Genomic DNA, 25,109 nt, shown 5'->3' with positions numbered 1-25,109 from the left:
GCTGTCCCGCCGCTCCTTCGTCAGCCGGGCGACAGACGCTCGCGGCGCCTGGGACGGCGCCGCGAGCGTCCGTTCTGAGTAGACCCCCCGCGGCATGCGCCCCATCGTAGGACCCCGGACCCCAGGATTTCGGGAAGGCGAAACCGAATTTCGTGTGCCACGCGGTTTGATGGGTGCGTGCTGTTCCCCAACGCCGACCTCGAACGCATCCGCACCGGCGAGGTCGACCTCGCCTTCCGCCGCTGGAAACGTCCGATGCATGTCGCCGGCGGCCGCCAGCGCACCCGGATGGGCGTGGTCGAGTTCGTCTCCGTCTCGCCGGTGTCATGCGACACCCTGACCGACGAGGACGCCCGCCGCGCGGGCACGACCCTGGAAGACCTGTTCGCCTTCCTGTCCCGCAAGGACGGCGATGTCTACCGGATCGAGATGCGCTACGCCGGCGAGGACGAGCGGGTCGCGCTGCGCACCAAGCGCCCCGGAAAGATCGAGACCGCCACGCTGGTCGCGAAGCTGGCCGACATGGACCGGCGCAGCCGCCGCGGCCCGTGGACGCGGGACCACCTGGAGCTCATCGAGGCTCGGCCCGGTGAGCTGGCCGAGACCATCGCGGCCTCGATCGGGCGGGAGAAGAAGCCGTTCAAGGCCGACATCCGCCGGCTCAAGGAACTCGGCCTCACCGAGTCCCTCCCGGTCGGCTACCGCCTCTCACCGCGTGGGCGGGCTGTCCTTCGGGCGCTGCGGTCGTGACCCTCCATCAAGGTATGCAGGAAAAGGACCACATCCCCAGCGGAGCTCCGCCGGGGATGTGTGCCTTCGTCTGCATACCTTGATGGAGGAACGCGCCCGCTCAGCCCATGTCGGTGGCGAACAGATCGTCCTCAGTCTCGCGGCGCAGGATCACCCGGGACTCACCGTCACGGACGGCGACGACCGGCGGCCGCAGGGCGTGGTTGTAGTTGGAGGCCATCGAGCGCCCGTAGGCACCTGTGCCCGGGACCGCGATCAGATCACCGGGAGCGATGTCGGCGGGCAGGAACTCGTGCTTGACCACGATGTCGCCGGCCTCGCAGTGCTTGCCGACGACGCGGCCGAGCACGGGCCCGGCAGACGAGGACCGGCCGGCGAGGGTGGCCGAGTAGTCGGCGTCGTAGAGAGCCGTACGGATGTTGTCGCTCATCCCGCCGTCGACGCTCACATAGGTGCGGGTGACGCCGCCGTCGAGGGCGACCTCCTTGACCGTGCCGACCGTGTAGACGGTGCACATCGAGGGGCCCACGATGGCGCGGCCCGGCTCGATCGAGAGGTGCGGCACCGCGAGACCGAAGCCACGGCACTCGTGCTCGACGATCGCGGTGAGCTCCTCGGCCAGGGCCTTGGGCGTCGCGGGGTCGTCCTGGGTGGTGTAGGCGATGCCGAAGCCACCACCGAGGTCCATCTCGGGAAGCTCGGTGCCGAGCTCGTCCCGGATCCGCGCCTGCAGCGCCAGCACCCGCCGGGTGGCGACCTCGAAGCCGGAGGAGTCGAAGATCTGGGAACCGATGTGGGAGTGGAGCCCGCGCATCTCGACGTTCGGGGCCTCCAGCAGCCGGCGTACGGCCTCGAAGGCGTCGCCGGAGGAGATCGAGAAGCCGAACTTCTGGTCCTCGTGGGCGGTGGCGATGTATTCGTGGGTGTGGGCCTCGACGCCGGCGGTCACCCGCACCATCACCCGGGCGGTGATGCCGGTCTCGGCGGCGATCGCGGCGACCCGCTCGACCTCGTGGAAGGAGTCGACGATGATCCGTCCGACACCCGCAACGATCGCCCGGCGCAGCTCCATCGGGGTCTTGTTGTTGCCGTGGTAGCCGATCTTCGCCGGGTCGACCTCGGCGCGCAGCGCGACCGAGAGCTCGCCGTTGGAGCAGACGTCGAGGCAGAGCCCCTCCTGCGCCACCCAGCGCGCCACCTCGGTGCACAGGAACGCCTTGCCGGCGTAGTAGACGTCGTAGCCGGTGAACGCGTCACGGAACGCGCGAGCGCGCTCCCGGAAGTCGGCCTCGTCCAGGACGTACGCAGGGGTGTTGACGTTCGCGACCAGGTCGGGCACCGCGACGCCCCCGACGGTGAGGACACCGTCGGTCTTCTCGGCCGTCGCCGACCACAGCGCCGGCACGAGGGCGTTGACGTCGTCAGGGGTCTTCAGCCATACCGGGGAGGTGCCGGTGAACGAGCCGGGAGAGGTGTGGCCGGCCATCACATGCGCTCCGGCGCGGAGACGCCGAGCAGCCCGAGGCCGTTGGCGAAGACGGTGCGGGCCGCGGACACGAGCGCCAGCCGGGCCAGGTTGACGGGCGCCACCGGCTCGTCGCCCTTGGGCAGCATGCGGCAGTCGTCATCGTCGTACCAGCGGTGGAAGATCCCGGCGGTGTCCTCCAAGTAGCGCGCGACCCGGTGCGGCTCGCGCAGCTCGGCGGCGGTCGCGACCACGCGAGGCAGCTCGGCCAGCGCGCGGAGCAGCTCGCCCTCGCGCTCGTGGGTGAGCAGGGACGGGTCGAAGGTGTCGAGGTCGATCTGCATACCCAGGTCGGCCGCGTTGGCCATCATCCGGCAGGTGCGCGCGTGGACGTACTGCACGTAGTAGACCGGGTTGGCGCTGTCGGCCTTGGCCCACAGGTCGAGGTCGATGTCGATGTTGGAGTCGCTGGAGTAGCGCGCCAGCGCGTAGCGGGCCGCGTCCACCCCGATCGCCTCGACGATGTCGTCGATGGTGACCACGGTGCCGGCACGCTTCGACATCCGCATCGGCTGGCCGTCCCTGAGGAGGTTGACCATCTGGCCGATCAGGATCTCGAGGTTCTCGTGGGGGGTGTCGCCGAAGGCGGCGCACATCGCCATCATCCGGCCGACGTATCCGTGGTGGTCGGCGCCCAGCATGATGAAGCAGCGGTCGAAGCCGCGCTCGCGCTTGTCGAGGTAGTAGGCGAGGTCACCGGAGAAGTAGGCACCGTTGCCGTCGGCCTTGATGACGACGCGGTCCTTGTCGTCACCGAACTTCTCGGTCGCCAGCCAGATCGCGCCGTCCTTCTCGTAGACGTTGCCGAGCTCGCGGAGCTTCTCGATGGCGCGCTCCACGGCTCCCGACTTGTGGAGGTTGTCCTCGTGGAAGTAGACGTCGAAGTCGACGTTGAAGTCGTGCAGGCTCTGCTTGATCTCGGCGAACATCAGCTCCACGCCGATCGACCGGAAGACCTCCTGCGGGTCTTCGCTCTCGAGCGCGTTCGGCTCCTTGGCGAGGACCTGCTTGGCGATCTCCTCGATGTACGCCCCGCCGTAGCCGTCCTCCGGGACCGGCTGGCCCTGGGCCCAGGCCAGGAGCGAGCGCGCGAAGCGGTCGATCTGGCCGCCGTGGTCGTTGAAGTAGTACTCCCGGGTGACCTCGGCGCCGGACGCCTCCAGGACACGACCGAGCGCGTCCCCGACCGCGGCCCAGCGGACACCACCGAGGTGCAGCGGGCCGGTCGGGTTGGCGGAGACGAACTCCAGATTGATGTTGTGGCCCTTGAAGGAGTCGTTGTTGCCGTACGCAGCTCCGGCGGCGACGATCTCGCCCGCCAGCTTGCCCTGGGCACCGGCCTCGACGGAGATGTTCAGGAAGCCCGGACCGGCGATCTCGACATCCGCGATCCCGTCGGTCGCCTTCAGCATGGTAGCGACCTGCTCCCCCAGCACCCGCGGGTTCATCCCCGCCTTCTTGGCCAGCTGCAGCGCCACGTTGGTGGCGTAGTCGCCGTGGCCCTTCTGCCGGGGTCGCTCCACCGTGACAGTGCTCGGAACGCCGTCGGGAAGGGTGATCGCACCCTCATCGACGAGCGCGGTGAGGACATCGACGACCGCGGTGGAAAGCTGCTCAGGAGTCACGGGGTCCAGCGTATAAGCGCCAGTCGGTTTCACCGTTATCCGTCCCAGCCTGTAGGGTTCCATCTGCACTGCTCGAGCAGTGCATCGCCTCCGTAGCTCAGGGGATAGAGCGCCGGTTTCCGGTACCGTAGGCCGCAGGTTCGATTCCTGCCGGGGGCACAGATGAGACCGCTGGGTGACCAGCGGTTTCTCTCATTTTCGCGCGGTGGTCGAGGATCGGCTCCACGACGAGCACCGCGACGACGGCGAGGGTCGCGGCGATGGCCACACTCACCTCCCCGACGCGGGCGACCACGACGATTGCTGCGGCCGTCACGACGTACGGGCGCAGGAAGGTGCACGGGCCCAGAATGATCGCGGAGGCGAGGTATCTCAGCTCCCAGCGCAGGATCCCGTACGCCGCGAGCGCGAGCAGCACGACGGCCGCGAACGGGGCGATGACCAGCATGAACAGGTCGGCGGCGGAGACGTACGCCTGGATCACCTGCCCACGGAACAAGTCGATCGCGAGGACGGCAGCGGCCGGAAACGACAGCAAGGGGAACTGACGAATCCCGCGGAGCATGCCCACGCGGTCCTCATGAGCGTGGTCGATCAGTCCGCTGCGTCCCTGCGCGGAGCGGAACCCGCTGAAGGCGGCGTCGAGGAGGCCGAGCAGCACGAGGACGACCAGGCTCATCGGCGCACCCCCACGAGCGGACGGAGTACGTCGAGCGCCTTCGGATGCCAGCGCGAACCCTCGCGCACCTCGATGGCGTAGTCGGGCGCACCACGGCCTGCGGCCGCCAGCAGCGTCTCGGCCGGATGGGCCCGGCGTGCCGACATCACGCCGTCGTGGCGTGAGACGGCCTCGCGCATCCGCGCCTGGTGGAAGATCCAGGCGCCCACCGTCGACCACAGGCACGGCGCGATGTCCCAGTGCACGAACGCCGCGACTCCCAGCCGCGCCTGGGCGGCGAAGAAACCGTCCAGGTCCTCCGGCGCGAGGTGATGCATGAGACCGCTGGATACGACCACGGTCCGCGCTCCGTCCTCGACGACGACGCCCGGCTCGAACGCGTCGCCCGAGACGAACCGGCAGTCCAGCCCTTCGATCGTGGCGAGTCGCGAGGCCTCGGTGACGAGCGTGGCGTTGAGGTCGACCCCGACCAGCTCGACATGCTCAGGGAACTCCCTACGAGCCGCGATCGACCGCAGCACGTGCCCGAGCCCGCAGCCGACGTCGACCACCCGCAAGGGCGCGGAACCGGCCGGAAGCAACGTACGCACCACCGACGCCACCCGCCGCCCCAGCTGCAGCTCCTCCCCCAGCCGCTGGAGCTCACGATGGATCCGTAGCCCGAGCGCGTCGGTCGCGTCCCCATCGAGAAGACCGTCTCGCTCAGGCAGCAGGGAGACCGTCCGCGCCGCCCGGGACTGCCCACGCGATCGCAGCAGCGCGACCGCCTCCGCCCGAACCACCGGCTCACCCGAGTCCGACCAGAGCAGGTCGGTGATCTCCAACGGTCCCTCGCGCATGGCAGAAGTGAACCCCATGCCGGTCCCTGGCGCAGGTCAGATGCCCTCGGCGAGTGTATGGGCGACGAGGGCGTTGGCGTGGCCGTGCCCGAGGCCGTACTCGGTCTTCAGGTGCGTCACGAGCTCCATGTGCTTGGTGATCCCGCTGTCGCGGATGATCTGCTGCCACTCCGAGATCGGGCGACCGTACTTCTTCTCGATGGACGGGAAGTAGGCGGCGGGGCCCTTCACCTGGTCGGTCATCTCTGGTCTCCTTGGGTAAAGCGTGGCGACGATCGCCACACGCCTACGCGTCGAACCGAGCATGACCGCTTCGACACGGACCACAACAGAAATTCGGGAGACCCACGTGACCAGCTATCCCCCAGCCCCTTGGCACATGCACGGATCGATGTGGCTCTCGGTCTACCGGCTCGCCCACGACGTCGACGAGCAGCACCCGAAGGGCATCTACGCCGTCGCACTGGTCGACTACACCGACCCGAGCCCGCTGACCTACCACGAGCTCCTCTCCGCCCGGGTGATCACCGCCTCCAACGGGAAGACGGCGGTGAGCGTCGTCGACATCTGGGTGGACTCCCCCGACTCCGTGGCCGGCGGGCGTACGTTGTGGGCGATCCCTAAGGGGCTGGCCAAGTTCAGCGGAGGTTCGTCCACCAAGGGGCCGCTGGCCACCCACACCTGGGAGGCGAGCTCCGACGACGGTCCGATCGCGACGGCGAAGTTCAACGACGTCACCCAACTCGCCCCGCGCGTGCCGATGCAGGGCAACGTGGAGCAGCCGGGCATCGAGGAGCACCCCGACACCGCCTGGCTCACCATGAAGGGCCGCGCCAAGCTCCTGCCCGCGCGCGGCAGCTGGAACTTCGACCCCGACGGCCCGCTCGCCTACCTCCGCGACGCCACCAAGCTCGGCTCCTTCCGCGGCAAGGGCTTCGAGGTCGACTTCGGCTGAGCCTTCGACCGCGCGAGAGTGTCGGTGGTCGCGGGTAGCGTCGACGCGCATGAATGCACTCCACATCGACTACCTCGAGCTCGCGGTCACCGACCTCCCGAGCTCCCGCGCCTTCTACGAGTCCGCCTTCGGCTGGTCCTTCAACGACTACGGCGGGATGTACGCCGGGATCGTCGGGCCCGACGGCAAGGACGAGAACGGCGGGATGTACGCCTCCGAGACCCCCGTCGCCCCGCTTCCGCTGATCCGCACGGCCGATCTGGAGGCCGCGGTCGCGGCCGTCGAGAAGGCCGGCGGCACGATCACCGAGGCGCCCTACGACTACCCCGGCGGGCGTCGATTCATCTTCACCGACCCGTCCGGAAACCGGCTCGGGGTCTATCAGCCTGCTGAGTAGCCGCTAAACCTAAGGCTCGACCGAATTACCGGGACCACCCTAGACTCCGACCGCATGACCGACGCTACGCCGGCTCTGCTCGCGTATCTGTCCCGGTGGCTCGATGAGTCACAGGGCGATCGCGACGCGGAAGCCGTTCTCTGGGGGAGAGTCGCGAAGGTGAGCGAAGAGGCAGGCGAGGCAATCGCAGCACTCATCGGCGCCACCGGGCAGAATCCCCGCAAGGGCATTACACACAGCTACGACGACGTCGTCGAAGAGCTCCTCGATGTTGCGATCACCGCGATGACCGCGGTCGAGCACATGACCGGCAACGACGCACGCTCGCTCGGCCTCTTCCACGAGAAGGTCGGCGCCGTCGCCGAGCGCGCCGGCGCCCCGACCTAGGGCTAGGACTTCCGCTTCGCGGCCTTCCGCTGAGCGCGCAGCCTGCGCTCCTCGGCGTACATCGCCTCGGCCTCCTCGAGCGTGGGGGCAGAGCCGCCGTACGCCTTCGGCAGCCACCACGAGCCCGGGGGCTGTTCCTCGGCGGGGTGCGCCTTGATCAGCCGGTCGAGCATGCCCTCCATCTGCGACTTGAGCGCAGCGGTCTCGGCGGCCGGGTCCTCACCTGTCACCGGCAGCGGCGGGCCGATCTCGATCCCGATCGTCTTGTGACGCGACAGGTCGACCTTCTGACCCTTGGTCATGATCCGCTGGGTGCCCCACAGCACGACGGGGATCAGCGGGACCCCGGCGTCGGCGGCGATGCGTACGGTGCCGGTCTTGAGGTCCTTGATCAGGAACGAGCGGGAGATGGTGGCCTCGGGGAAGATGCCGACGACCTCACCGTTCTGGAGGTACTCGACGGCCTTCTTCATCCCGGCCGCGCCGTAGCTGCGGTCGATCGGGATGTGGTGGAACGAGCGCATCACCGGGCCGCCGACGGGGTGGTCGAAGACCTCCTTCTTGGCGATGAACCGGGTCAGCCGGCCGCGCTCCGCCCCGGGGAACCCGGCCATGACGTAGTCGACGAAGGAGAGGTGGTTGATCGCCAGCAGGGCACCACCCTTCTCGGGGATGTGCTCCGCGCCGGTCATGTTGATCTTGATGTCGCCGAGCTTGAACCAGGTGCGAGCCGCGGCGATCGTGACCGGATAGCTGATGTCCATGGGCGAATCGTGTCACGTCGGTCTTAACTCCGCCGGACTAGCCTCGCCCTGTGAGCGAGCGCCAGCGAGTGAACCAGGCAATCAACACGCGACCGCGTCCGTATCCTGGCGCTCGCGCTACGGGCGTGGTCGTGTGAGCACCCTTTACGTGACGACCACCGACGGACTCCGGCTGGCCGTCACCGACTTCGGGTCTCCCGGCGACACCCGCCCGACGCTGGTCTGCGTCCACGGCTACCCCGACAACGCCAGCGTGTGGCTCCCGTTGGTGAGGATCCTCGGCAGCGAGCTGCGGATCGTGACCTACGACGTACGCGGCCACGGCAGCTCGCAGGCACCGGCCACGCGCGAGGGCTATCTGATCGAGCAGCTCAACGCGGATCTGCAGTCCGTCATCGACGCGGTCAACCCGTCGGCGCCGGTGCATCTGCTCGCCCACGACTGGGGCTCGACCCAGACCTGGGAGGCGGTCGCCGGCAACGTGCCGTCCGAGCGGATCGCGTCGTTCACCTCGATCTCGGGACCGAGCCTCGACCAGACCGGCGCCTGGCTGCGTACGCCGGCACGGACCGCCCGCGGCGTCCTCGAGCGCCTCAAGCAGGGTGCCGAGTCGACCTACATCGGGTTCTTCCAGGCGCCGCTGCTCCCCGAGCTCGCCTGGCGCTCCGGGTTCCTCGACCGGATCATCGGCGGCTCGGCCGTGGACCGCACCCAGGCCGACCGGATCAACGGCCTCGAGCTCTACCGCGCCAACGCGATCGCCCGGATGGGACACCCGCAGCCACGGCCGGTCACCGTCCCGGTACAGGTCATCGCCCCGACCGGTGACGTCTACGTCAGCCGGGCGCTGGCCACCGAGGCCCCGCAGCCGTACGTCGCGGACCTGAGGATCCGCGAGGTCGCCGGCTCACACTGGGTGGTCGCCGATCATCCCGAGCGGATCGCTCCGCTGGTGCGCGACTTCGTGGCCGCGCACCAGTGACTCAGCCGATCACTCAGCCGCGGCAGCCGCGGTTGAGCCGGCCGTCGTTGCGCGCGTCGTTGCCCATCGCCCGGGCCGCCCCGACGTTCGGGAAGACGACGCTGGCGGCGCCGGCGTTGCCGATCCCTCCGGGAACGACGCAGGTGCGGATCTTGCCCGGGTTGATCGCGGCGACGGCGTTGGCGAGCTGGTAGAGGTCGCGACCGGAGAGGCCGGTGGTGTGCATCTTCTTCATCACCAGCGAGACGCCCTTGGCCTTGAAGCCGATGTCGTACTGCCGGGCGACGATCTTGCGGTGGATGCCGCGGATGACCCGAGACTGGTTGGCCGAGCGGTCGAAGTCGCCGCCGGGCAGCGTCTTGCGGGCCCGCGCGAAGTCGACCGAGTGCGGGCCGCTGATGTGGATCCGGCCCTTCTTGAAGCCGTAGCGCGCGACGTACGGATCGCTGAAGGCACGCGGGTTGTCGACGTCGACGCCACCGATCCCGATCACCATGTCGCTCATGCCGGAGAACGAGGTGACGAAGACGTACTGCGGCTGCACACCGACCAGGTTGCCCACGGCGCGGCCCATCAGCCGCGGGCCGCCGTAGAGCAGCGCCGAGTTGATCTTGTCGCGCCCGTGGCCGGGGATGTTGACGTAGGAGTCGCGCGGGATGCTGATGTCGGTCGCATAGCCCGACGACGGGTTGAAGCCGATCAGGTGCAGCGCGTCGCCGCGGCTGCGGGTGACCTTCTGGCCCGGGCGGGCGTCCGAACCGACGGCGAGGACCCAGATCGTGCCGCCCTTGCGGGTGAACTTGGCGACGTCGAGACCCTTGGCCCACTTGGTCGCGATCAACTCCGCGCGCGGCTCGGCGACCTCGGCGTCAGGCACCAGGACCGCGGTCAGCGCGAGCACCACGCCCAGCGCGAGCGTGGTCAGGAGGCGGCGGCGTACGAGCGTCGTCATGCGGTTCATGACTTGTCTCCCGAGGGGCTCGGCGAGGCGGACGGCGCCGTGGCCAACTTCTCCTCGCGGGTGATGTTGAAGCCGAAGACGGCCCAGGAGGTCTTCGTCGGCACCATGTCGAGGGTGCCGCGGACGGTCTGGCGTGAGGCCCGGTCCCCCGTGGTGTCGTAGACCAGCCGCACCCGGGCGACCGCGCCGACCGGGTAGTTGTTGTTGGCCAGCAGGTCGACGTGGACGTCGCTGGCGACCACCTCGACCCCGTCGATGTGAGGGGCGATCGTGGCGTTGCTCATCTGCGTCATCTGCTTGCCGGCCTGGGCGATCGCGCCCTTGGAGAAGCCCGGGAAGGACTTCGCCGTGAAGGTCGAGGTCTCGCGGGGGTAGTCACCCCCGACGTACGCCGCCTGCAGCCACCGGTCGACGACCTTGGCCACGTTGGTGGAGACCGCTTGGTGCCGGCTCTTGGGGAACTTGCCCTGCACGTGGACGAGCTTCGCGGCCGACTTCACCGTGGCCGCCGGGGTCGGCGACGGGGACGGCGAAGAGGCTGGCTCGTCGGGCTCACCACCGCATCCGGTGAGTGCCAAGGTGCTGCTCAGGGCCGCCGCCGTGAGTGCCGTTGCGACGCGCGGAAGGCGCCTCGTACTGCTGCTCGTCATGTGGGGAATCCGCCTCATAGACCTGCTCCGGGACCGGGCCACTGTACGCATACCGACCCGGGTTGCACGTACACCCGGTCGGTAACGCAAGATGTGGGACGGATTACATCCTGTCCACAGGGAGAACCTGCATCGGGCATTTGCGTGTTCGTGGGGATAGCCTTGCCCGTGGGCAACCCATTTCTTACAGTGCGAAAATTCGGAAGAGGCGAATCAAGCCGTGTCCTCAGGCACCCCGTCCCCCAACACTGCCGACATCCCAGCGGAATTCGGCGCCAACGAGTGGCTGGTCGAGGAGATGTACGACCAGTACACGAAGGATCCCAGCAGTGTTGACCCCGTGTGGGTGAAGTTCTTCGAGACCAACGGACAGCCTGGCGCGTCGCCGAACGGCGCGGCGGCCCCGGCGAAGCCCGCTGCCAAGTCTCCGGTCCCCACCGCACCGGCCGGCGCGCCGGCCAACGCACCCGCGCCGACCACCCCCGCCTCCGCCGAGGCGCCGGCCGCCAAGGCGGCTCCGGCCCCCAAGGCGAAGCCGCGCCCGGCCGCGCAGGCCGCCGAGCCGGCCACGGGCACCGCGACGCCCACCCCCAAGGACGCCCCGAAGCCGACCGCCGTCGCCGTCACCGACGAGCCGACCTACACCACGCTGCGCGGCATCCCCGCCGCCACGGCCAAGAACATGGACGTGTCGCTCTCGGTGCCGACCGCGACCTCCGTGCGCAACATGCCGGTCAAGCTGCTGTGGGACAACCGCACGGTCATCAACAACCACCTCAAGCGCGCTCGCGGTGGCAAGGTCTCCTTCACCCACCTCATCGGCTACGCCATCATCAAGGCGATCAAGGCGATGCCGGCGATGAACAACACCTACGCCGAGATCGACGGCAAGCCGACCCAGGTGACCCCGCCACACATCAACCTCGGTCTGGCCATCGACCAGCAGAAGAAGGACGGCACCCGCCAGCTCGTCGCGCCCTCCATCAAGGGCTGCGAGCTGATGGACTTCGCCGGCTTCTGGACCGCGTACGAGGACATCGTCCGCAAGGCCAAGGACAACAAGCTGTCCATGGCCGACTACTCCGGCACCACGGTCAGCCTGACCAACGTCGGCGGCATCGGCACCAACAACTCGGTGCCGCGGCTCATGCAGGGCCAGGCCGCGATCATCGGCGTCGGCTCGATGGACTACCCGCCCGAGTTCCAGGGCGCCTCCCCCTCGAAGCTCGCCCAGAACGCGGTCTCGCGGATCATGACGATGACCTCGACGTACGACCACCGGGTCATCCAGGGCGCCCAGTCCGGCGAGTTCCTGGCCACCGTCCACCGGCTCCTGCTCGGTGAGAACGACTTCTACGACGAGATCTTCGCGTCGCTGCGGATCCCCTACGAGCCGATCCGCTGGAACCAGGACATCGACACCACCCACGACGACCAGATCTCCAAGCAGGTCAAGGTCGGCGAGATCATCCACGCCCACCGCGTGCGTGGTCACATGATGGCCGACACCGACCCGCTGGAGTACAAGCAGCGTTCGCACCCCGACCTGCAGATCGAGTCGCACGGGCTGACCCTGTGGGACCTCGACCGCGAGTTCCCGGTCGGCTCCTTCGCCGGCGGCCGCAAGCCGTTCATGAAGCTGCGCGAGATCCTCGGTGTCCTGCGTGACTCCTACGTCCGCACCACCGGCATCGAGTACATGCACATCCAGGACCCCGAGCAGCGCCGGTGGATACAGGACCGCGTCGAGCGGCCCTACGACAAGACCCCGCGCCAGGAGCAGCTCCGGATCCTGTCGAAGCTCAACGAGGCCGAGGCCTTCGAGACCTTCCTGCAGACCAAGTTCGTCGGCCAGAAGCGGTTCTCCCTCGAGGGGGGCGAGACCGCGATCCCGGTCATCGACGAGGTCTGCGAGGCCGCCGCCGAGGCCGGTCTGGACGAGGTCACGATCGGTATGGCCCACCGCGGCCGCCTCAACGTGCTCGCCAACATCGTCGGCAAGTCCTACAACCAGATCTTCCGCGAGTTCGAGGGCAACATCGACCCGCGCACGGTCCAGGGCTCCGGCGACGTGAAGTACCACCTCGGTGCCGAGGGCGAGTTCCTCTCCGACCTGGGCGACACGATCAAGGTCTCCGTCGCCGCCAACCCGTCCCACCTCGAGACCGTCGACCCGGTCCTGGAGGGCATCGCCCGCGCCAAGCAGGACGTGCTCGACCAGGGCGCGGTCTTCCCGGTCCTGCCGCTCCTGGTCCACGGTGACGCCGCCTTCGCCGGCCAGGGTGTGGTCGCGGAGACGCTCAACCTGTCCCAGCTGCGTGGCTACCGCACCGGTGGCACCGTCCACCTGGTCATCAACAACCAGGTCGGGTTCACCACCTCGCCGGGCTCCTCCCGCTCCTCGCTCTACGCCACCGACGTCGCGCGGATGGTCCAGGCGCCGATCTTCCACGTGAACGGCGACGACCCGGAGGCCTGCGTGCGCGTCGCGCGGCTCGCCTTCGAGTACCGCCAGGCGTTCAACAAGGACGTCGTCATCGACCTCATCTGCTACCGCCGCCGCGGTCACAACGAGGGCGACGACCCGTCGTTCACCCAGCCGATGATGTACGACCTGATCGAGCAGAAGCGCTCGGTCCGCAAGCTCTACACCGAGTCGCTGATCGGTCGTGGTGACATCACGATCGAGGAGGCGGAGCAGGTGCTGGCCGCCTACCAGGCTCGCCTGGAGCAGGTCTTCACCGAGGTGCGCGAGGCCGACAAGATGCCGCAGGCCTGGGAGACCGTCCCGGACTACCCCGAGAAGCCTGCCGGCGAGACCGTCACCGCGATCACCAACGATGTGCTGAAGCGGATCGCGGATGCTTACGTCACCCCGCCGGAGGGCTTCACGGTCCACCCGAAGGTGATGCCGCAGCTGCAGCGTCGCGCGACCCAGATCACCGACGGCGGCATCGACTGGGGCACCGGCGAGACGCTGGCGTTCGGGTCGCTCCTGATGGACGGGCGCCCGGTGCGTCTGGCCGGTCAGGACTCGCGTCGCGGCACCTTCGTGCAGCGCTTCGCGACCATGATCGACCGCAAGAACGCCGACGAGTGGACGCCGCTCAACAACCTCACCGAGGACCAGGCGAAGTTCTACGTCTATGACTCCCTGCTCTCCGAGTACGCAGCCCTCGGCTTCGAGTACGGCTACTCGGTCGCACGGCCGGACGCGCTGGTCCTGTGGGAGGCGCAGTTCGGTGACTTCGTCAACGGCGCCCAGTCGGTGATCGACGAGTACATCTCCGCAGGCAAGACCAAGTGGGGCCAGGACTCCGGTGTCGTGCTGCTGCTGCCGCACGGCTACGAGGGCCAGGGTGCCGACCACTCCTCGGCGCGCATCGAGCGGTTCCTCACGCTGTGTGCCGACGACGCCATGGTCGTGGCACAGCCGTCCTCGCCGGCCTCCTACTTCCACCTGCTGCGTACGCACACCCTCGGCGCCGAGCACCGGCCGCTGATCGTCTTCACCCCGAAGTCGATGCTGCGCCGCAAGGAGGCCGCCTCCCAGCCGGCCGACTTCACCTCCGGTTCGTTCCAGCCGGTCATCGCCGACACCGAGGCGGACGCCGCGAAGGTCAGCACCGTCCTGCTGGTCTCCGGCCGCCTCACCTGGGACCTCACGGTCGAGCGTAAGAAGCGGGGCCGCGACGACGTCGCGATCGTCCGCGTCGAGCAGCTCTACCCGTGGCCGACCGCGGAGCTCGCCACCGAGCTCGCGAAGTACCCCAACGCCAAGGTCAAGTGGGTCCAGGACGAGCCCTTCAACCAGGGCCCGTGGCCGAGCTACTACCTCAACGTGGTTCCCGAGCTGGGCCGCGAGGTCGAGCCGATCACCCGCCCGGCCTCCTCCACCACCGCCGTCGGCACCATCAAGCGGCACACGGTCGAGCAGAAGGAGCTCATCGAGCGCGCCTTCGCCTGATCCCGCACCAACCAAACGCCGAGTCGGCGCGTTCTAACGCGCCGACTCGGCGTGGTTTTCGTCAGACCGGTACCGGGACCGGCTCCTCGCTCAGGCCGACCTTCTTGTGGAGACGTCGCAGCGGGCCGGGAGCCCACCAGGCGGCCTCCCCGAGCATCCGCATGGCTGCCGGGAGGAGGATGCCGCGAATCAGGACCGCGTCGATGAGGATCGCCAGGCCGACCCCGAGGCCGAAGAACTTCATGAAGCTGATGTCGCTGACCATGAACGCGAAGAAGCTGGTCGCGATCAGGGCGGCGGCCGTGGTGACGATCCGGCCGGTGTGAGCCAGCCCCTGGACGACCGCCTCGACGTTGCCGAGACCGCGCCGGCGCATCTCGGTGATCCGGCCGAGCACGAATACCTCGTAGTCCATCGACAGCCCGAACGCGATCACCAGCAGCAGGACCACCATCGAGACGTTCAGCGGCATCGCGGTGAAGCCGAGCAGATCGGCACCGAGTCCCTCCTGGAAGATCAAGACGGTCGTCCCGACCGTCGCGCCGAGACCGATGACGTTGAGCACCAGCGCCCGAAGCGGCTGCACCAGGCTGCCGGTGAACAGGAACAGGATCACCACCATCGCGATCGCGAGCCCGCCGACGGCGTACGGGAGCTTGGCGCCGATCGCGTCGAGGGAGTCCAGCAGCTCCGCGGCGCCACCGCCGACGAGCGCCTCGGTCCCCGCCGGCGACGGGACGGCGCGTACGTCACGGACCAGGTCACGCGCCTCCTCGGACTGACGGTCGAGCTGGTTGACGACGGCGAGCTCGTCCGCGCCGTCCCCGGGCGGGAGGGCCGGTGTCTTCGAGGCGAGAGTGCCGTCGACGTACGTCCCGACGCGGGTGTCGACGCGATCGACGTCGTCGACCCGGGAGAGGTCGGCGGCGTACGTCGCCAGGCTCTCGTCGTCGATGGTCGAGGTGGTCACGACGCGGATGGGGCTGGTGCCGTCGCCGTCGAACTCCTCGCGCAGCAGATCGCCGGCCTGGCGGCTCCCCGCCGATGCCGGGAGAACGCGGTCGTCGGGAGTGCCGAACGCGATGCCGGCCAGCGGCGCGGCCATCGCGAGCAGAACCGCCACGACAGGGAGCGCGACCCACGGCCGCCTGGTGACGAAGCCGGCCAGCCGGGTCCAGAACGGGGCGGCGCCACCGCGGAGGCCGCGGACCCCGGGGACGCGGAGAGCGTCGATCCGGTCACCCAGGAGGGTGATCGTGGCGGGGAGCAGTACCACTGCGACCACCGCGGTGATCACCATGACCCCGATGCCGGCGTACGCCGAGGAGCGCAGGAAGTAGAGCGGGAAGACGAGCAGCGAGGCCAGTGAGACCGCGACCGTGGTGGCGCTGAAGACGATCGTCCGGCCGGCGGTCTCCACGGCGCGCACGACGGCGTCGGCGTGCTCCGCTCCAGCGGCTCGCTCCTCGCGGACTCTCGCCACCATCAGCAGGCCGTAGTCCACGGCGAGGCCGAGCCCGAGGCCGGTCGTCAGGTTGAGGGCGTAGATGGAGACGTCGGTGAAGTTGCCGAGGACCGAGAGCTCGGCGAAGGTGCCGGCGATGGCGAACCCTCCGACTCCGATCGTGACGACGGCGGCGACGACGTTGCCGAAGGCGAGGACCAGCAGCGCGATCATCAGCGGGATCGCGATCGCCTCGGCAAGGGCGAGGTCGGCGCCGATCTGGCTGCCGACCTCCTCGAAGGTCGCGAGCTGGCCGCCGACGTGGACCGTCGTGGCGCCGTCGGCCGCGGTCTCGTCGGTGTAGCGGTCGATCACCGCGGCGGCGTCGACCGTGTCCGGGTTCTTCGCGCCGACGGAGATCAGGCCGTGGGTGCCGTCGTCCGAGATCATGCCGGGACCGGGGGCATCGAGGTAGGAGACGATGTCGGTCAGGTCGTCGTCGGCTCGAAGGCGGTCGACGAGCGCCTGAGCGTCCTTCTCCGCCGTGCCCTCGGTCACCGCGCCGTCGGCTGCGCTGACGGTCAGGAGGAAGCCGGCCCCGTTGCCGAAGCCCTTTTCCAGCGCGGTGGCAGCGCGGCTGCTCTCCGAGGCGGGGTCGTCGAAGCCGGCGTCGTCGAGCTTGCCGAAGGCCGAGGTGGCCAGATAGATCGCGCCGAGGAGGGCGACCAGGCCGATCACCAGGACCCGGCGCGGATTTCGCACCACGAGGGTGCCGAGTCGGTGGAACACGATTCCTCCAGAATGAATGTGGGCAGGCGTAAACTTTGCAGGTGTTAACTTTCCCTTTGATGTGGGCAGGTGTCAACATGAATTCCGTGAAACCCTCAGAGAGCTCGGACGAGGGCGCCCGGCCCTACCACCACGGCGACCTCCGGAACGCACTGGTCGATGCGGCCGCGACGCTTGCCGAGGAGGGCGGCCCGGACGCGGTGACCATCCGAGCCGCAGCCCGCGCCGTCGGCGTGACCCCGACCGCGACCTACCGCCACTTCGCCAACCAGGCCGACCTGCTCGTCGCCGCCAAGCACGAGGCCATGGACCGGCTGGCCGCGACGATCCTCGATCTCCTGGCCGCCGAGAAGCCGGCACCGCATCCGGCCGAGGCCGCGGTACAGCGCCTCGCGGCGGCCGGGCGCGGCTACATCCGCTTCGCGCTCGCTCAGCCCGGCCTGTTCCGCACCGCCTTCCTCCGCCCGCACGACGGAGACCCACACCCACCCGGGGAGATGTCCGCGATCCTCGCCGAAGCCCCGCCGTACGCCTTCCTGACCACGGCCCTCGACGACCTCGTCGCGGCCGGCTGGCTGGCCCCAGAGCTTCGCCCCGACGCCGAGACGGCGGCCTGGTCCACCGTCCACGGCCTCGCGGTCCTGCTCGTCGACGGGCCCTACCGCACCTGCCCCGACTCCGAGCGTGATCGGCTCATCAACGCCACCCTCGGCATGGTCGTACGCGGCCTCTCCGGAGGCCCGGCCTCCGACGCACCACTGGCTGGCAACTGATCAACCGGAGAATGAAAGACTGACGCCATGTACTTCACCGACCGCGGCATCGAGGAGCTCGTCACCCGTCGGGGCGACGAGGAGGTCACCCTCGCCTGGCTGGCCGAGCAGCTCCAGGCCTTCGTCGACGTACACCCCGAGCACGAGACCCCCATCGAGCGCCTCGCCACCTGGCTGGCCCGCCTCGACGACCCCGAGGACTGACCAGCCGAATCCTCAGTTCTGGCGAGCCGAGAAATCAGTTGTGGGCGACGAAACGATGGTTTCGTCGCCCACAACTGCGGATTCGGCCGCCAGAACTACCTATTCGCCGAGGTCTTTCTCGGCACGCTTGGCGGCGGCACGGAGCTCGAAGAGCTCGGTGGCGAGGCCACCGATGGCACCGGCCACATCGCGTACGGCACCGGTGATGATCATGGTGACCTGGCCGACGGTGGTCGCGGTGACCTCGACGGCGCTCTGCGCGACATCCTTGCGGATCTCGTTCTTGCTCAGCTCGGGCTCCATGACAACCCATTGTGGCTGCTCAGGCGTCATGCCGCGACTCCCTGGAGAGCGGGAGCGGTCTCGGCATCATCAGCGGCGGGGCGCTTGCGGTCGGGGAGGGCGTACTTGCAGATCTTCTTGAAGACGCCCCACAGCTGCTGGTGCAGCGGGCCGGTGTTGTAGGAGAGGCCGTAGCGCTCGCAGATCTCGCGGACCTCCTCGGCGATCTCCGGGTAGCGGCGCGCCGGGAGGTCGGGGAAGAGGTGGTGCTCGATCTGGTGGGACAGGTTGCCGGACATGATGTGGAAGGTCCGGCTGCCGGTGATGTTGGCGGAGCCGAGCAGCTGGCGGTAGTACCAGTGACCCTGGGTCTCGTTCTCGCACTCCTCCTGCGAGAACGACGCCACGCCGGCCGGGAAGTGGCCGCAGAAGATGATGTTGAAGGTCCACAGGTTGCGGATGATGTTGGCGGTGAAGTTGCCCGCGAAGGTGAGCGGCGCGAGCGGACCGGTGAGCAGCGGGAAGAGGACGTAGTCCTTCAGCGTCTGCTTCTTCACCTTGCGCCAGATCCGGGCGCCGATCTCCTTGTTCTCGGCCCATGTGCGACGACCGGCGACGAGTTCGTCGACCTCGAGGTCGTGCATCGCCACGCCCCACTCGAAGAACGTCATCAGCAGGAACGCGTACAGCGGGTTGCCGAGGTAGTACGGGTGCCACTTCTGGTCCTCGTCCATCCGGAGGATGCCGTAGCCCACGTCGCGGTCCTTGCCCACGATGTTCGTGAACGTGTGGTGCATGTAGTTGTGGCCGTACTTCCAGTTCTCGGCCGGCGCCATCGTGTCCCAGTCGAACATGCGCGAGTTGAGGTCGGGGTCGCCCATCCAGTCGTACTGGCCGTGCATGACGTTGTGCCCGATCTCCATGTTGTCGAGGATCTTGGAGATCGACAGACAGGCGACGGCCGGGACCCAACCGATCACGGGCAGGTAGAAGAGCGCGCGGCCGGCGAGCTCGAAGGCGCGCTGCTTCTTGACGATGTCGTAGATGTACGTCGAGTCCTTCTCGCCCAGGTCGGCGACGATCCGCTGGCGGATGGCCTCCATCTCGGCGCCGAACGCCTCCAGCTCCTGGGGGCTCAGTCGGCGGTTTCCGGTCTTCTCAACAGTGGTCATGGGGGTGTCTCCTTGAAGGAATCGTCAGAGGTCCACGGAGCAGTCGCCCTCGGGCGTGCTCACGCAGATCCGGATCTGCTCGTCGGGGAGCTCGGAGGTCTCGCCGGTCAGGACGTTGCGGACCCGCCCGGAGCTCTTGTTGGTCGTGCAGGAGAAGCAGATCCCCATCCGGCAGCCGGACTCGGGGGTAAGCCCCGCGGCCTCGGCCTGGTCGAGGATCGTGGCGCCGTCGTTGGCGACGGTCTTGCCGGTGCGCGCGAACTCCATCTCGCCGCCGGCCACGCCGGCGTTCTTGGGCGGCTTGAAGTACTCCACCCGGAGCGACTCCGTACCCTCGTACGCAGCCTGGGCCGCCTCGATGAGCGAAGCCGGTCCGCAGGCCCAGGTCGGCAGGTCCCGATATCCCGGGACCAGCTTCGAGAGCAGCGCCGGGGAGAGGTAGGGCGCCCCGTCGGCGGTGTGGAGGATGTGCAGGTCGACGCCGTGGCCCTGGTGCCGGATCTCCTCGAGCTCGTCGGCGAAGATCTGGCGGTCGGCGCTGGGCGCCCAGTGCAGGAAGGTGACCTTGCCCCGGTGCGTACGCCGCTGCAGGGAGCGGAGCATGGACATCACCGGAGTGATGCCGGAACCGCCCGAGATCAGCACGATGTGCTCGGGCACGCGGTCGGGGAGGACGAAGTCGCCCTCGGCCTGAGACAGGTGGACCAGGGTGCCGACTGTGGCTCGCTCGGTCAGGTACTTGGAGATGCTGTAGGGGGTCGCGTGCTCGTCGTCGTGGGCACGCACCGTGATGGTGAGCGGCTCACCCGGCTTCCCCTCGGTGTTGGAGACGGTGAAGACGCGGGTGGTGCGCCGCCCCTCCCCCGTGTCGATGCCGACACTGACGTGCTGGCCAGCGCGGTGGCCGCGCCAGGTCGAGGTGGGCTGGAGCGTCACGGTCGCCACCCGGGGCGCGCCGGGCGCGCTCACCTCCGGGTGGATGTCGGTGATGCGGGCGCGCACCTCGTGCGCGGCCAGCATCGGGTTGATCTGGGTCAGGTAGCGGTCGATGCCGTGCGGTGAGGCGAGCGCCGCAACCGTGCGGGAGCGGAGGATCCGGCCGCCGAGGTCGAGTGCCATGTGTATCGCCTTTCAGTGAACATCTGTACACCGACAACCATGGCGGGTGATCGCAGCACGCGTCAAGACGCCACGGACGTGGTCCAGATCACGGTGTACAGGTGTGCACCTGACGGTCCACCGGCCACTGCCCCTAGGATGGTCTGGTGATCGATACGGGTGCGGAGCCGGAGAGCCGTGCGGAGCGCAAGCTTCGGACCCGGCGAGCGATCCTGGACGCGACGCTGGAGCTGTGCACCGACAGCTCGCTGACGGCGCTCTCGCTACGCCAGGTCGCCAAGCAGGTCGGCATCGTGCCGACCGCGTTCTACCGCCACTTCGACTCCATCGAGTCGCTCGGGCTGGCGCTGGTCGAGGAGTCCTTCGACTCGCTGCGCGACCTCTTCCGCGACGTACGCCGCAACGCCCAGGCCGACCAAGACATCGTCGACGGCTCGATCGATGCCCTGGTCGACCACGTCCACCGCCGCCGCGATCACTTCGGCTTCATCGCCCGCGAGCGGGTCGCCGGGCCGCGTTCGGTGCGCGACGCCATCCGGCGCGAGATCGAGCTCTGCGAGCGCGAGCTCGCCACCGATCTGGCGCTGATGACCGGCACCGACACCTGGACGGCCAAGGACCTGCACGTGCTCTCGTCGCTGTTCGTGACCGTCCTGGTCGCGACCGCCGAGCAGATCCTCTCCACCACCCGCCCCGAGCAGGAGGAGCAGATCGTCGCCACCGTGCGCACCCAGCTGAGGATGCTGCTGATCGGCGTCTATCAGTGGCGCTCGGAGCCGTAGCCGACTAGCAGCCGCACACCGCGGTCTTGCGGCCGTGCTCGCACAGCTCGGCGAGCTCGGCATCGATATCGGCACCCGGCTCCCCCGCCGAGTCCTCAGCAGAGTCATCAGCAGGCGCCTCGTCAGACTCGCCGTAGCCCTCGGCACGAGCCGGCAGCAGGACAGCCATCACGACCACGATCAGAGCCAGCGCGGCACTGACCATGAATGCGGCCTGCAGGCCGCTCACCTGGGCCGCGACGGCACCGACCTCGTCGATGACCTGGTCGCTGCGTACGGACATCACGGTGACCGCCAGGGCGGTGCCGAACGCCGCCGCGACCTGCTGGAGCGTGCCCAGGATCGAGGAGCCGTGGGAGTAGAGGTGGGACGGCAGCGACCCGAGACCCAGCGTGAAGACCGGGGTGAAGGCAGCCGCCAGGCTGACCATCAGGACCAGGTGGAGCACCAGCACGAGCAAGTAGGGCGTGGTCAGCGAGATCTGAGCGAGCCCGGCGAGAGCGACCACGATGCCGACGGAGCCAGGGATGACGAGCACCCGGCCACCGTAGGTGTCGAAGATCCGCCCCACGGTCGGCCCGAGCAGACCCATGGCCAAGCCACCGGGCATGACCAGCAGACCGGTCATCAGCGGGGACAGACCGCGCACCGTCTGCAGGTAGAGCGGCAGCAGGATCATCGAGCCCATCATCGCCAGGAACGCGATCGCCATCAGGACCAGCGACTTGGTGAAGGTGGGGTGCAGGAACGCGCGCAGGTCCAGCAGCGGCGATCCGACCCGCTGCAGCCGGAGCTGACGGAGCACGAACGCGAGGATCAGCAGGGCACCGAAGGCGGCGATGACGACCGGACGCCCGACCTCACCCTCGGCGAACCGGCTCAGCCCGTAGACGAGCGAGCCGAACCCGAGCGCGGCGATCACCACGGAGGCCCAGTCCACGCTCGACTCCGCGGGCTCGTTGACGTTCTCCAGCCGGCGCAGCCCGGACCAGGCGACGCCGACGGCGATCGGCAGGACCAGCAGGAAGAGCAGTCGCCACGAGCCGAAGCCGAGGATCAGCCCGGAGATCGTCGGGCCCAGCGCCGGCGCGACCGAGATCGCCATGGTGACGTTGCCCATCACCCGACCCCGGTCGTTCTCGTCGACCACCGTCATCAGCGTGGTCATCAGCAGCGGCATCATCACCGCGGTGCCGGCGGCCTGGATGACCCGGCCGGCGAGCAGGATCCCGAAGACCGGCGCGATCGCCGAGATCAGGGTGCCGGCGATGAAGACACCCATCGCCGTGGCGTACGCGGTCCTGGTCGTCACCCGCTGCAGGAACCAGCCGGTCACCGGGATCACCGACGCCATGGTCAGCATGAACGCGGTCGAGACCCACTGAGCGGCATGCTCGGTGACCCCGAAGCTGTTCATCAGGTTCGGGATCGCGTTGAGCATGATCGTCTCGTTGAGGATCACCACGAAGGTGGCCAGCACGAGCAGGGTGATGACGGCAGGCGTACGCCGCTTCTCACCGTCGAGTGGACGGTGCGATGTTGTGACGGCAGCAGTCATGACGAGTTCCTCGGGTCGTACGCAGGGGCCCGGTGCCGCCCGCTCTATACATAGATCGAACGGGCGAGGCCGATTTCGACATCACGCCACGAGAAACTTTTCGAGCCCCCCGGCAGTGACACTCAATGGTCCCTTGTTGAACCGGGGAGAGTCGAACGATATTCCGTACGTCACAAGTCCGTACGTCACACCGCCGGCGTCACAGAGTGAAGATGACCTTCCCGAAGAGATCACCGGCGTGCATCGCCTCGAAGCCGGCCTTGGCCTCGGTCAGCGCCATGGTGCGGTCGATCAGCGGGCGGGTGCCGGTGGCCTCGAGCAGCGAGACCAGGCTGGCCAGCTCGTTGCGGGTGCCCATCGTCGAGCCGATCACCTTCAACTGCAGGAAGAAGATGTTGGTCAGCATCGCGTCGTCGAGGTTCGCCCCGGACGTGGTGCCGCTGATGATGATCGCCCCACCCGGACGCAGCGAGCGCACCGAGTGCTTCCAGGTCGCCCGGCCGACGGTCTCGATCACCGCGTCGACCTTGACCGGCAGCCTCTCCCCCGACGGCAGGGCCTCGTGGGCACCGAGCTCGAGGGCGCGCTTCTGCTTCGCCTCGTCACGCGAGGTCGCGTAGACCTTGAGGCCGGCCGCCCGCGCGAGCGTGATCGCCGCGGTCGCCACTCCCCCGCCGGCGCCCTGCACCAGGACCGAGTCGCCGGCCTTGAGCCCGCCCTGGGTGAACAGCATCCGGTAGGCCGTCAGCCATGCCGTCGGCAGACAGGCGGCCTCCTCGAACGACATCCCGGCGGGCTTCGGCACGACGTTGCGCCGCGGCACGATGACCTTCTCGGCGAAGGTGCCCTGGTGACGCTCGGAGAGCAGCGACCGCTTCGGGTCGAGGGTCTCGTCGCCGGTCCAGTCGGGCGAGGAGATCACCGAGTGCACCACGACCTCGTTGCCGTCCTCGTCGAGGCCGGCCGCGTCGCAGCCCAGGATCATCGGCAGCGCCTCGGCCTTGAGCCCGACCCCCTGCAGCGACCACAGGTCGTGGTGGTTGAGCGAGGCCGCCTTGACGGTGACCGTCGTCCACCCGTCCGGAGCGACAGGGTCGGGCCGCTCCCCCAGCACGAGGCCGGAGATCGGATCGTCGGATGAGAACTTCTCGGCGTACGCAGCGAACATGCGCCCGACCCTACCGACCACGCCCCGCCGAGTCGGCCCGTCTTGACAGTCAGACCCTCCGAGTCGGCGCGTTAGAACGCGCCGACTCGGCATGTCAGGCGCGGGCGACCCCGTCAGCCCTCGCTGCCTCGGCGACCGCAGCGGAGACGGCGGGGCCGACGCGGGGGTCGAACGGCTCGGGGATGATCTTGTCCGCGGAGAGCTCGTCACCGACCAGAGCGGCCAGCGCCTGCGCGGCGGCGAGCTTCATCCCCTCGGTGATCGAGGAGGCGTGCACGTCGATCGCACCCCGGAAGATGCCGGGGAAGGCGAGGACGTTGTTGATCTGGTTGGGGAAGTCCGAGCGGCCGGTCGCGACGATGCTGGCGTACTTGTGCGCCACGTCGGGGTGGATCTCCGGGTTCGGGTTGGCCATCGCGAAGACGATGGCCTGCGGGGCCATGGTCGCGACGAGCTCCTCGGGGACGGTGCCGCCGGAGACACCGACGTAGACGTCGGCGCCGGACAGCGCGTCGGCCAGCGAGCCCGAGCGGCCGGTGACGTCCGCGGTCACCTCGGCGATCGCCTTCTTCGACGCGGTCAGGTCCGAGCGGGTGGAGGAGATGACGCCCTTGCGGTCGAGCAGGGCGAGGTCCTTGATGCCGAACTCGAGCAGGATCTTGGCGACCGCGACCCCGGCGGCGCCGGCACCGGAGATGACCACGCGGGTCGACTCCGGGTTGCGGCCGGTCAGCTTCAGCGCGTTCATCAGCGCGGCCAGCGTGACCACGGCGGTGCCGTGCTGGTCGTCGTGGAAGACCGGGATGTCGAGCGCCTCCTTGAGGCGGTCCTCGATCTCGAAGCAGCGCGGTGCGGAGATGTCCTCGAGGTTGATCCCGCCGAAGCTCGGCGCCATCCGGATGACGGTCTCGACGATCTCGTCCACGTCGGTGGTGTCCAGGCAGATCGGGATCGAGTCGACGCCGCCGAACTCCTTGAACAGGACCGCCTTGCCCTCCATCACCGGCATCGCGGCGGCCGGGCCGATGTCACCGAGACCGAGCACCGCGGTGCCGTCGGTGACGACCGCGACGGTGTTGGGCACCCAGGTGTAGGTGTGGGCCAGCTCCGGGTTCTCGGCGATCGCGGTGCAGACCCGGGCGACACCGGGGGTGTAGGCCATCGACAGCGATGCCTTGTCGGAGACCGATGCGGTCGCCGCGATCGCCATCTTGCCGCCGCGGTGAAGCTCGAACACCGGGTCGCCGTCATAGGCGGTGCTCTCGGTGGACAGGGTGGACTCGGTCATAGGGGGCCTCCAGAAAACTACGGACTCGGACGTCGGGCGGTCGAACGCG

General features: G+C 68.8%; 24 protein-coding genes and 1 tRNA gene. 11 read left to right on the top strand and 14 right to left on the bottom strand.

Going from position 1 to position 25,109, the window contains the following annotated elements; all coding sequences use genetic code 11:
- Positions 1–177: 177 nt before the first annotated feature.
- Positions 178–750, top strand: a complete 573-nt coding sequence (locus tag ACIO3S_RS15730) for a hypothetical protein (protein ID WP_400465285.1) — start codon at positions 178–180, stop codon at positions 748–750.
- A 100-nt stretch (positions 751–850) separates the two neighbouring features.
- Here ACIO3S_RS15730 and lysA read toward each other — a convergent pair whose 3' ends face one another.
- Complete coding sequence (gene lysA / locus ACIO3S_RS15725; protein WP_400465282.1) at positions 851–2,236, bottom strand: diaminopimelate decarboxylase; 1,386 nt, start codon at positions 2,234–2,236, stop codon at positions 851–853.
- Complete coding sequence (argS, locus tag ACIO3S_RS15720; RefSeq protein ID WP_400465279.1) at positions 2,236–3,900, bottom strand: arginine--tRNA ligase; 1,665 nt, start codon at positions 3,898–3,900, stop codon at positions 2,236–2,238. Before argS ends, lysA begins: the two co-directional genes overlap by 1 nt.
- Before the next feature lie 86 nt (positions 3,901–3,986).
- On the opposite strand from argS, the gene ACIO3S_RS15715 reads away from it, so the two are divergent.
- Positions 3,987–4,059: transfer RNA gene (locus ACIO3S_RS15715), tRNA-Arg, on the top strand.
- Positions 4,060–4,160: 101 nt separating this feature from the next.
- The gene (locus ACIO3S_RS15710; RefSeq protein WP_400465276.1) at positions 4,161–4,448 is read left to right on the top strand and encodes a hypothetical protein; all 288 of its coding nucleotides are present in this window, start codon (positions 4,161–4,163) and stop codon (positions 4,446–4,448) included.
- A gap of 127 nt (positions 4,449–4,575) precedes the next feature.
- On the opposite strand, the gene ACIO3S_RS15705 is transcribed toward ACIO3S_RS15710, so the two are convergent.
- Together ACIO3S_RS15705 and ACIO3S_RS15700 are read right to left on the bottom strand one after the other, a co-directional pair.
- Positions 4,576–5,418: a methyltransferase domain-containing protein gene (locus ACIO3S_RS15705; RefSeq protein ID WP_400465273.1), complete on the bottom strand. Its 843-nt coding sequence runs from the start codon at positions 5,416–5,418 to the stop codon at positions 4,576–4,578.
- A 36-nt stretch (positions 5,419–5,454) separates the two neighbouring features.
- The gene (locus ACIO3S_RS15700) at positions 5,455–5,661 is read right to left on the bottom strand and encodes a DUF4287 domain-containing protein (protein ID WP_400465270.1); all 207 of its coding nucleotides are present in this window, start codon (positions 5,659–5,661) and stop codon (positions 5,455–5,457) included.
- 106 nt (positions 5,662–5,767) lie between these two features.
- Here ACIO3S_RS15700 and ACIO3S_RS15695 point away from each other — a divergent pair, with 106 nt between their 5' ends.
- Genes ACIO3S_RS15695 through ACIO3S_RS15685 form a run of 3 tightly spaced genes read left to right on the top strand, consistent with a single transcriptional unit; the run spans position 5,768 to position 7,157 of the window.
- On the top strand, positions 5,768–6,373 hold the full coding sequence (locus ACIO3S_RS15695; protein WP_400465267.1) for an acetoacetate decarboxylase family protein: 606 nt from the start codon (positions 5,768–5,770) through the stop codon (positions 6,371–6,373).
- Between the two features lie 49 nt (positions 6,374–6,422).
- Positions 6,423–6,770 (top strand): VOC family protein, encoded by a 348-nt coding sequence (locus ACIO3S_RS15690; protein ID WP_400465264.1) that lies wholly within the window; start codon positions 6,423–6,425, stop codon positions 6,768–6,770.
- 54 nt (positions 6,771–6,824) lie between these two features.
- Complete coding sequence (locus ACIO3S_RS15685) at positions 6,825–7,157, top strand: MazG-like family protein (RefSeq protein WP_160027705.1); 333 nt, start codon at positions 6,825–6,827, stop codon at positions 7,155–7,157.
- 2 nt (positions 7,158–7,159) lie between these two features.
- Here the strand turns inward: ACIO3S_RS15685 and ACIO3S_RS15680 are convergent, their stop codons facing one another.
- Positions 7,160–7,921 (bottom strand): lysophospholipid acyltransferase family protein, encoded by a 762-nt coding sequence (locus tag ACIO3S_RS15680; protein WP_400465260.1) that lies wholly within the window; start codon positions 7,919–7,921, stop codon positions 7,160–7,162.
- Between the two features lie 133 nt (positions 7,922–8,054).
- Between ACIO3S_RS15680 and ACIO3S_RS15675 the strand changes: the two genes are divergently transcribed.
- Complete coding sequence (locus tag ACIO3S_RS15675; RefSeq protein ID WP_400465257.1) at positions 8,055–8,903, top strand: alpha/beta fold hydrolase; 849 nt, start codon at positions 8,055–8,057, stop codon at positions 8,901–8,903.
- A gap of 13 nt (positions 8,904–8,916) precedes the next feature.
- On the opposite strand, the gene ACIO3S_RS15670 is transcribed toward ACIO3S_RS15675, so the two are convergent.
- Together ACIO3S_RS15670 and ACIO3S_RS15665 are read right to left on the bottom strand one after the other, a co-directional pair.
- Complete coding sequence (locus ACIO3S_RS15670) at positions 8,917–9,864, bottom strand: LCP family protein (protein WP_160027699.1); 948 nt, start codon at positions 9,862–9,864, stop codon at positions 8,917–8,919.
- Positions 9,861–10,514, bottom strand: coding sequence for a hypothetical protein (locus ACIO3S_RS15665; RefSeq protein ID WP_400465253.1), 654 nt, complete (start codon positions 10,512–10,514; stop codon positions 9,861–9,863). The genes ACIO3S_RS15670 and ACIO3S_RS15665 overlap by 4 nt, the downstream gene beginning before the upstream one ends.
- A gap of 220 nt (positions 10,515–10,734) precedes the next feature.
- On the opposite strand from ACIO3S_RS15665, the gene ACIO3S_RS15660 reads away from it, so the two are divergent.
- Positions 10,735–14,481 carry a multifunctional oxoglutarate decarboxylase/oxoglutarate dehydrogenase thiamine pyrophosphate-binding subunit/dihydrolipoyllysine-residue succinyltransferase subunit gene (locus ACIO3S_RS15660; protein ID WP_350837862.1) on the top strand — a complete coding sequence of 1,249 codons (3,747 nt, stop codon included), beginning with the start codon at positions 10,735–10,737 and terminating at the stop codon, positions 14,479–14,481.
- 61 nt (positions 14,482–14,542) lie between these two features.
- Here ACIO3S_RS15660 and ACIO3S_RS15655 read toward each other — a convergent pair whose 3' ends face one another.
- The gene (locus tag ACIO3S_RS15655; RefSeq protein ID WP_400465250.1) at positions 14,543–16,714 is read right to left on the bottom strand and encodes an MMPL family transporter; all 2,172 of its coding nucleotides are present in this window, start codon (positions 16,712–16,714) and stop codon (positions 14,543–14,545) included.
- An 86-nt stretch (positions 16,715–16,800) separates the two neighbouring features.
- On the opposite strand from ACIO3S_RS15655, the gene ACIO3S_RS15650 reads away from it, so the two are divergent.
- Positions 16,801–17,487, top strand: coding sequence for a TetR/AcrR family transcriptional regulator (locus tag ACIO3S_RS15650; protein ID WP_400465247.1), 687 nt, complete (start codon positions 16,801–16,803; stop codon positions 17,485–17,487).
- Between the two features lie 27 nt (positions 17,488–17,514).
- Positions 17,515–17,691, top strand: coding sequence for a DUF6104 family protein (locus tag ACIO3S_RS15645; protein WP_183543693.1), 177 nt, complete (start codon positions 17,515–17,517; stop codon positions 17,689–17,691).
- A gap of 99 nt (positions 17,692–17,790) precedes the next feature.
- On the opposite strand, the gene ACIO3S_RS15640 is transcribed toward ACIO3S_RS15645, so the two are convergent.
- The 3 genes from ACIO3S_RS15640 to ACIO3S_RS15630 are packed head-to-tail and all read right to left on the bottom strand — an operon-like array spanning position 17,791 to position 20,264.
- Positions 17,791–18,024 (bottom strand): hypothetical protein, encoded by a 234-nt coding sequence (locus ACIO3S_RS15640; protein ID WP_400465244.1) that lies wholly within the window; start codon positions 18,022–18,024, stop codon positions 17,791–17,793.
- Positions 18,021–19,145 (bottom strand): fatty acid desaturase family protein, encoded by a 1,125-nt coding sequence (locus tag ACIO3S_RS15635; RefSeq protein ID WP_400465241.1) that lies wholly within the window; start codon positions 19,143–19,145, stop codon positions 18,021–18,023. The genes ACIO3S_RS15640 and ACIO3S_RS15635 overlap by 4 nt, the downstream gene beginning before the upstream one ends.
- Positions 19,146–19,169: 24 nt before the next feature.
- Positions 19,170–20,264: an iron-sulfur cluster-binding domain-containing protein gene (locus ACIO3S_RS15630; RefSeq protein WP_160027685.1), complete on the bottom strand. Its 1,095-nt coding sequence runs from the start codon at positions 20,262–20,264 to the stop codon at positions 19,170–19,172.
- Between the two features lie 146 nt (positions 20,265–20,410).
- Between ACIO3S_RS15630 and ACIO3S_RS15625 the strand changes: the two genes are divergently transcribed.
- Positions 20,411–21,046, top strand: a complete 636-nt coding sequence (locus tag ACIO3S_RS15625) for a TetR family transcriptional regulator (RefSeq protein ID WP_160027683.1) — start codon at positions 20,411–20,413, stop codon at positions 21,044–21,046.
- 4 nt (positions 21,047–21,050) lie between these two features.
- Here ACIO3S_RS15625 and ACIO3S_RS15620 read toward each other — a convergent pair whose 3' ends face one another.
- The 3 genes from ACIO3S_RS15620 to ACIO3S_RS15610 form a co-directional block, all read right to left on the bottom strand.
- A complete protein-coding gene (locus ACIO3S_RS15620; protein WP_400465238.1) occupies positions 21,051–22,604 on the bottom strand; it encodes an MDR family MFS transporter in 1,554 nt (517 codons plus the stop codon).
- A gap of 199 nt (positions 22,605–22,803) precedes the next feature.
- Positions 22,804–23,772, bottom strand: coding sequence for a zinc-binding dehydrogenase (locus ACIO3S_RS15615; RefSeq protein ID WP_400465236.1), 969 nt, complete (start codon positions 23,770–23,772; stop codon positions 22,804–22,806).
- 94 nt (positions 23,773–23,866) lie between these two features.
- Entirely contained in the window at positions 23,867–25,060 is a 1,194-nt protein-coding gene (locus ACIO3S_RS15610; RefSeq protein WP_400465233.1) for an NADP-dependent malic enzyme, read from the bottom strand.
- Positions 25,061–25,109 lie beyond the last annotated feature (49 nt).

The sequence above is a fragment of the Nocardioides sp. NPDC087217 genome (genome assembly GCF_044744805.1).
Taxonomy (GTDB): Bacteria; Actinomycetota; Actinomycetes; order Propionibacteriales; family Nocardioidaceae; genus Nocardioides.
The sequence above is the reverse complement of the archived record's forward strand: the minus strand, read 5'-3'. Positions and strand labels throughout refer to the sequence as shown.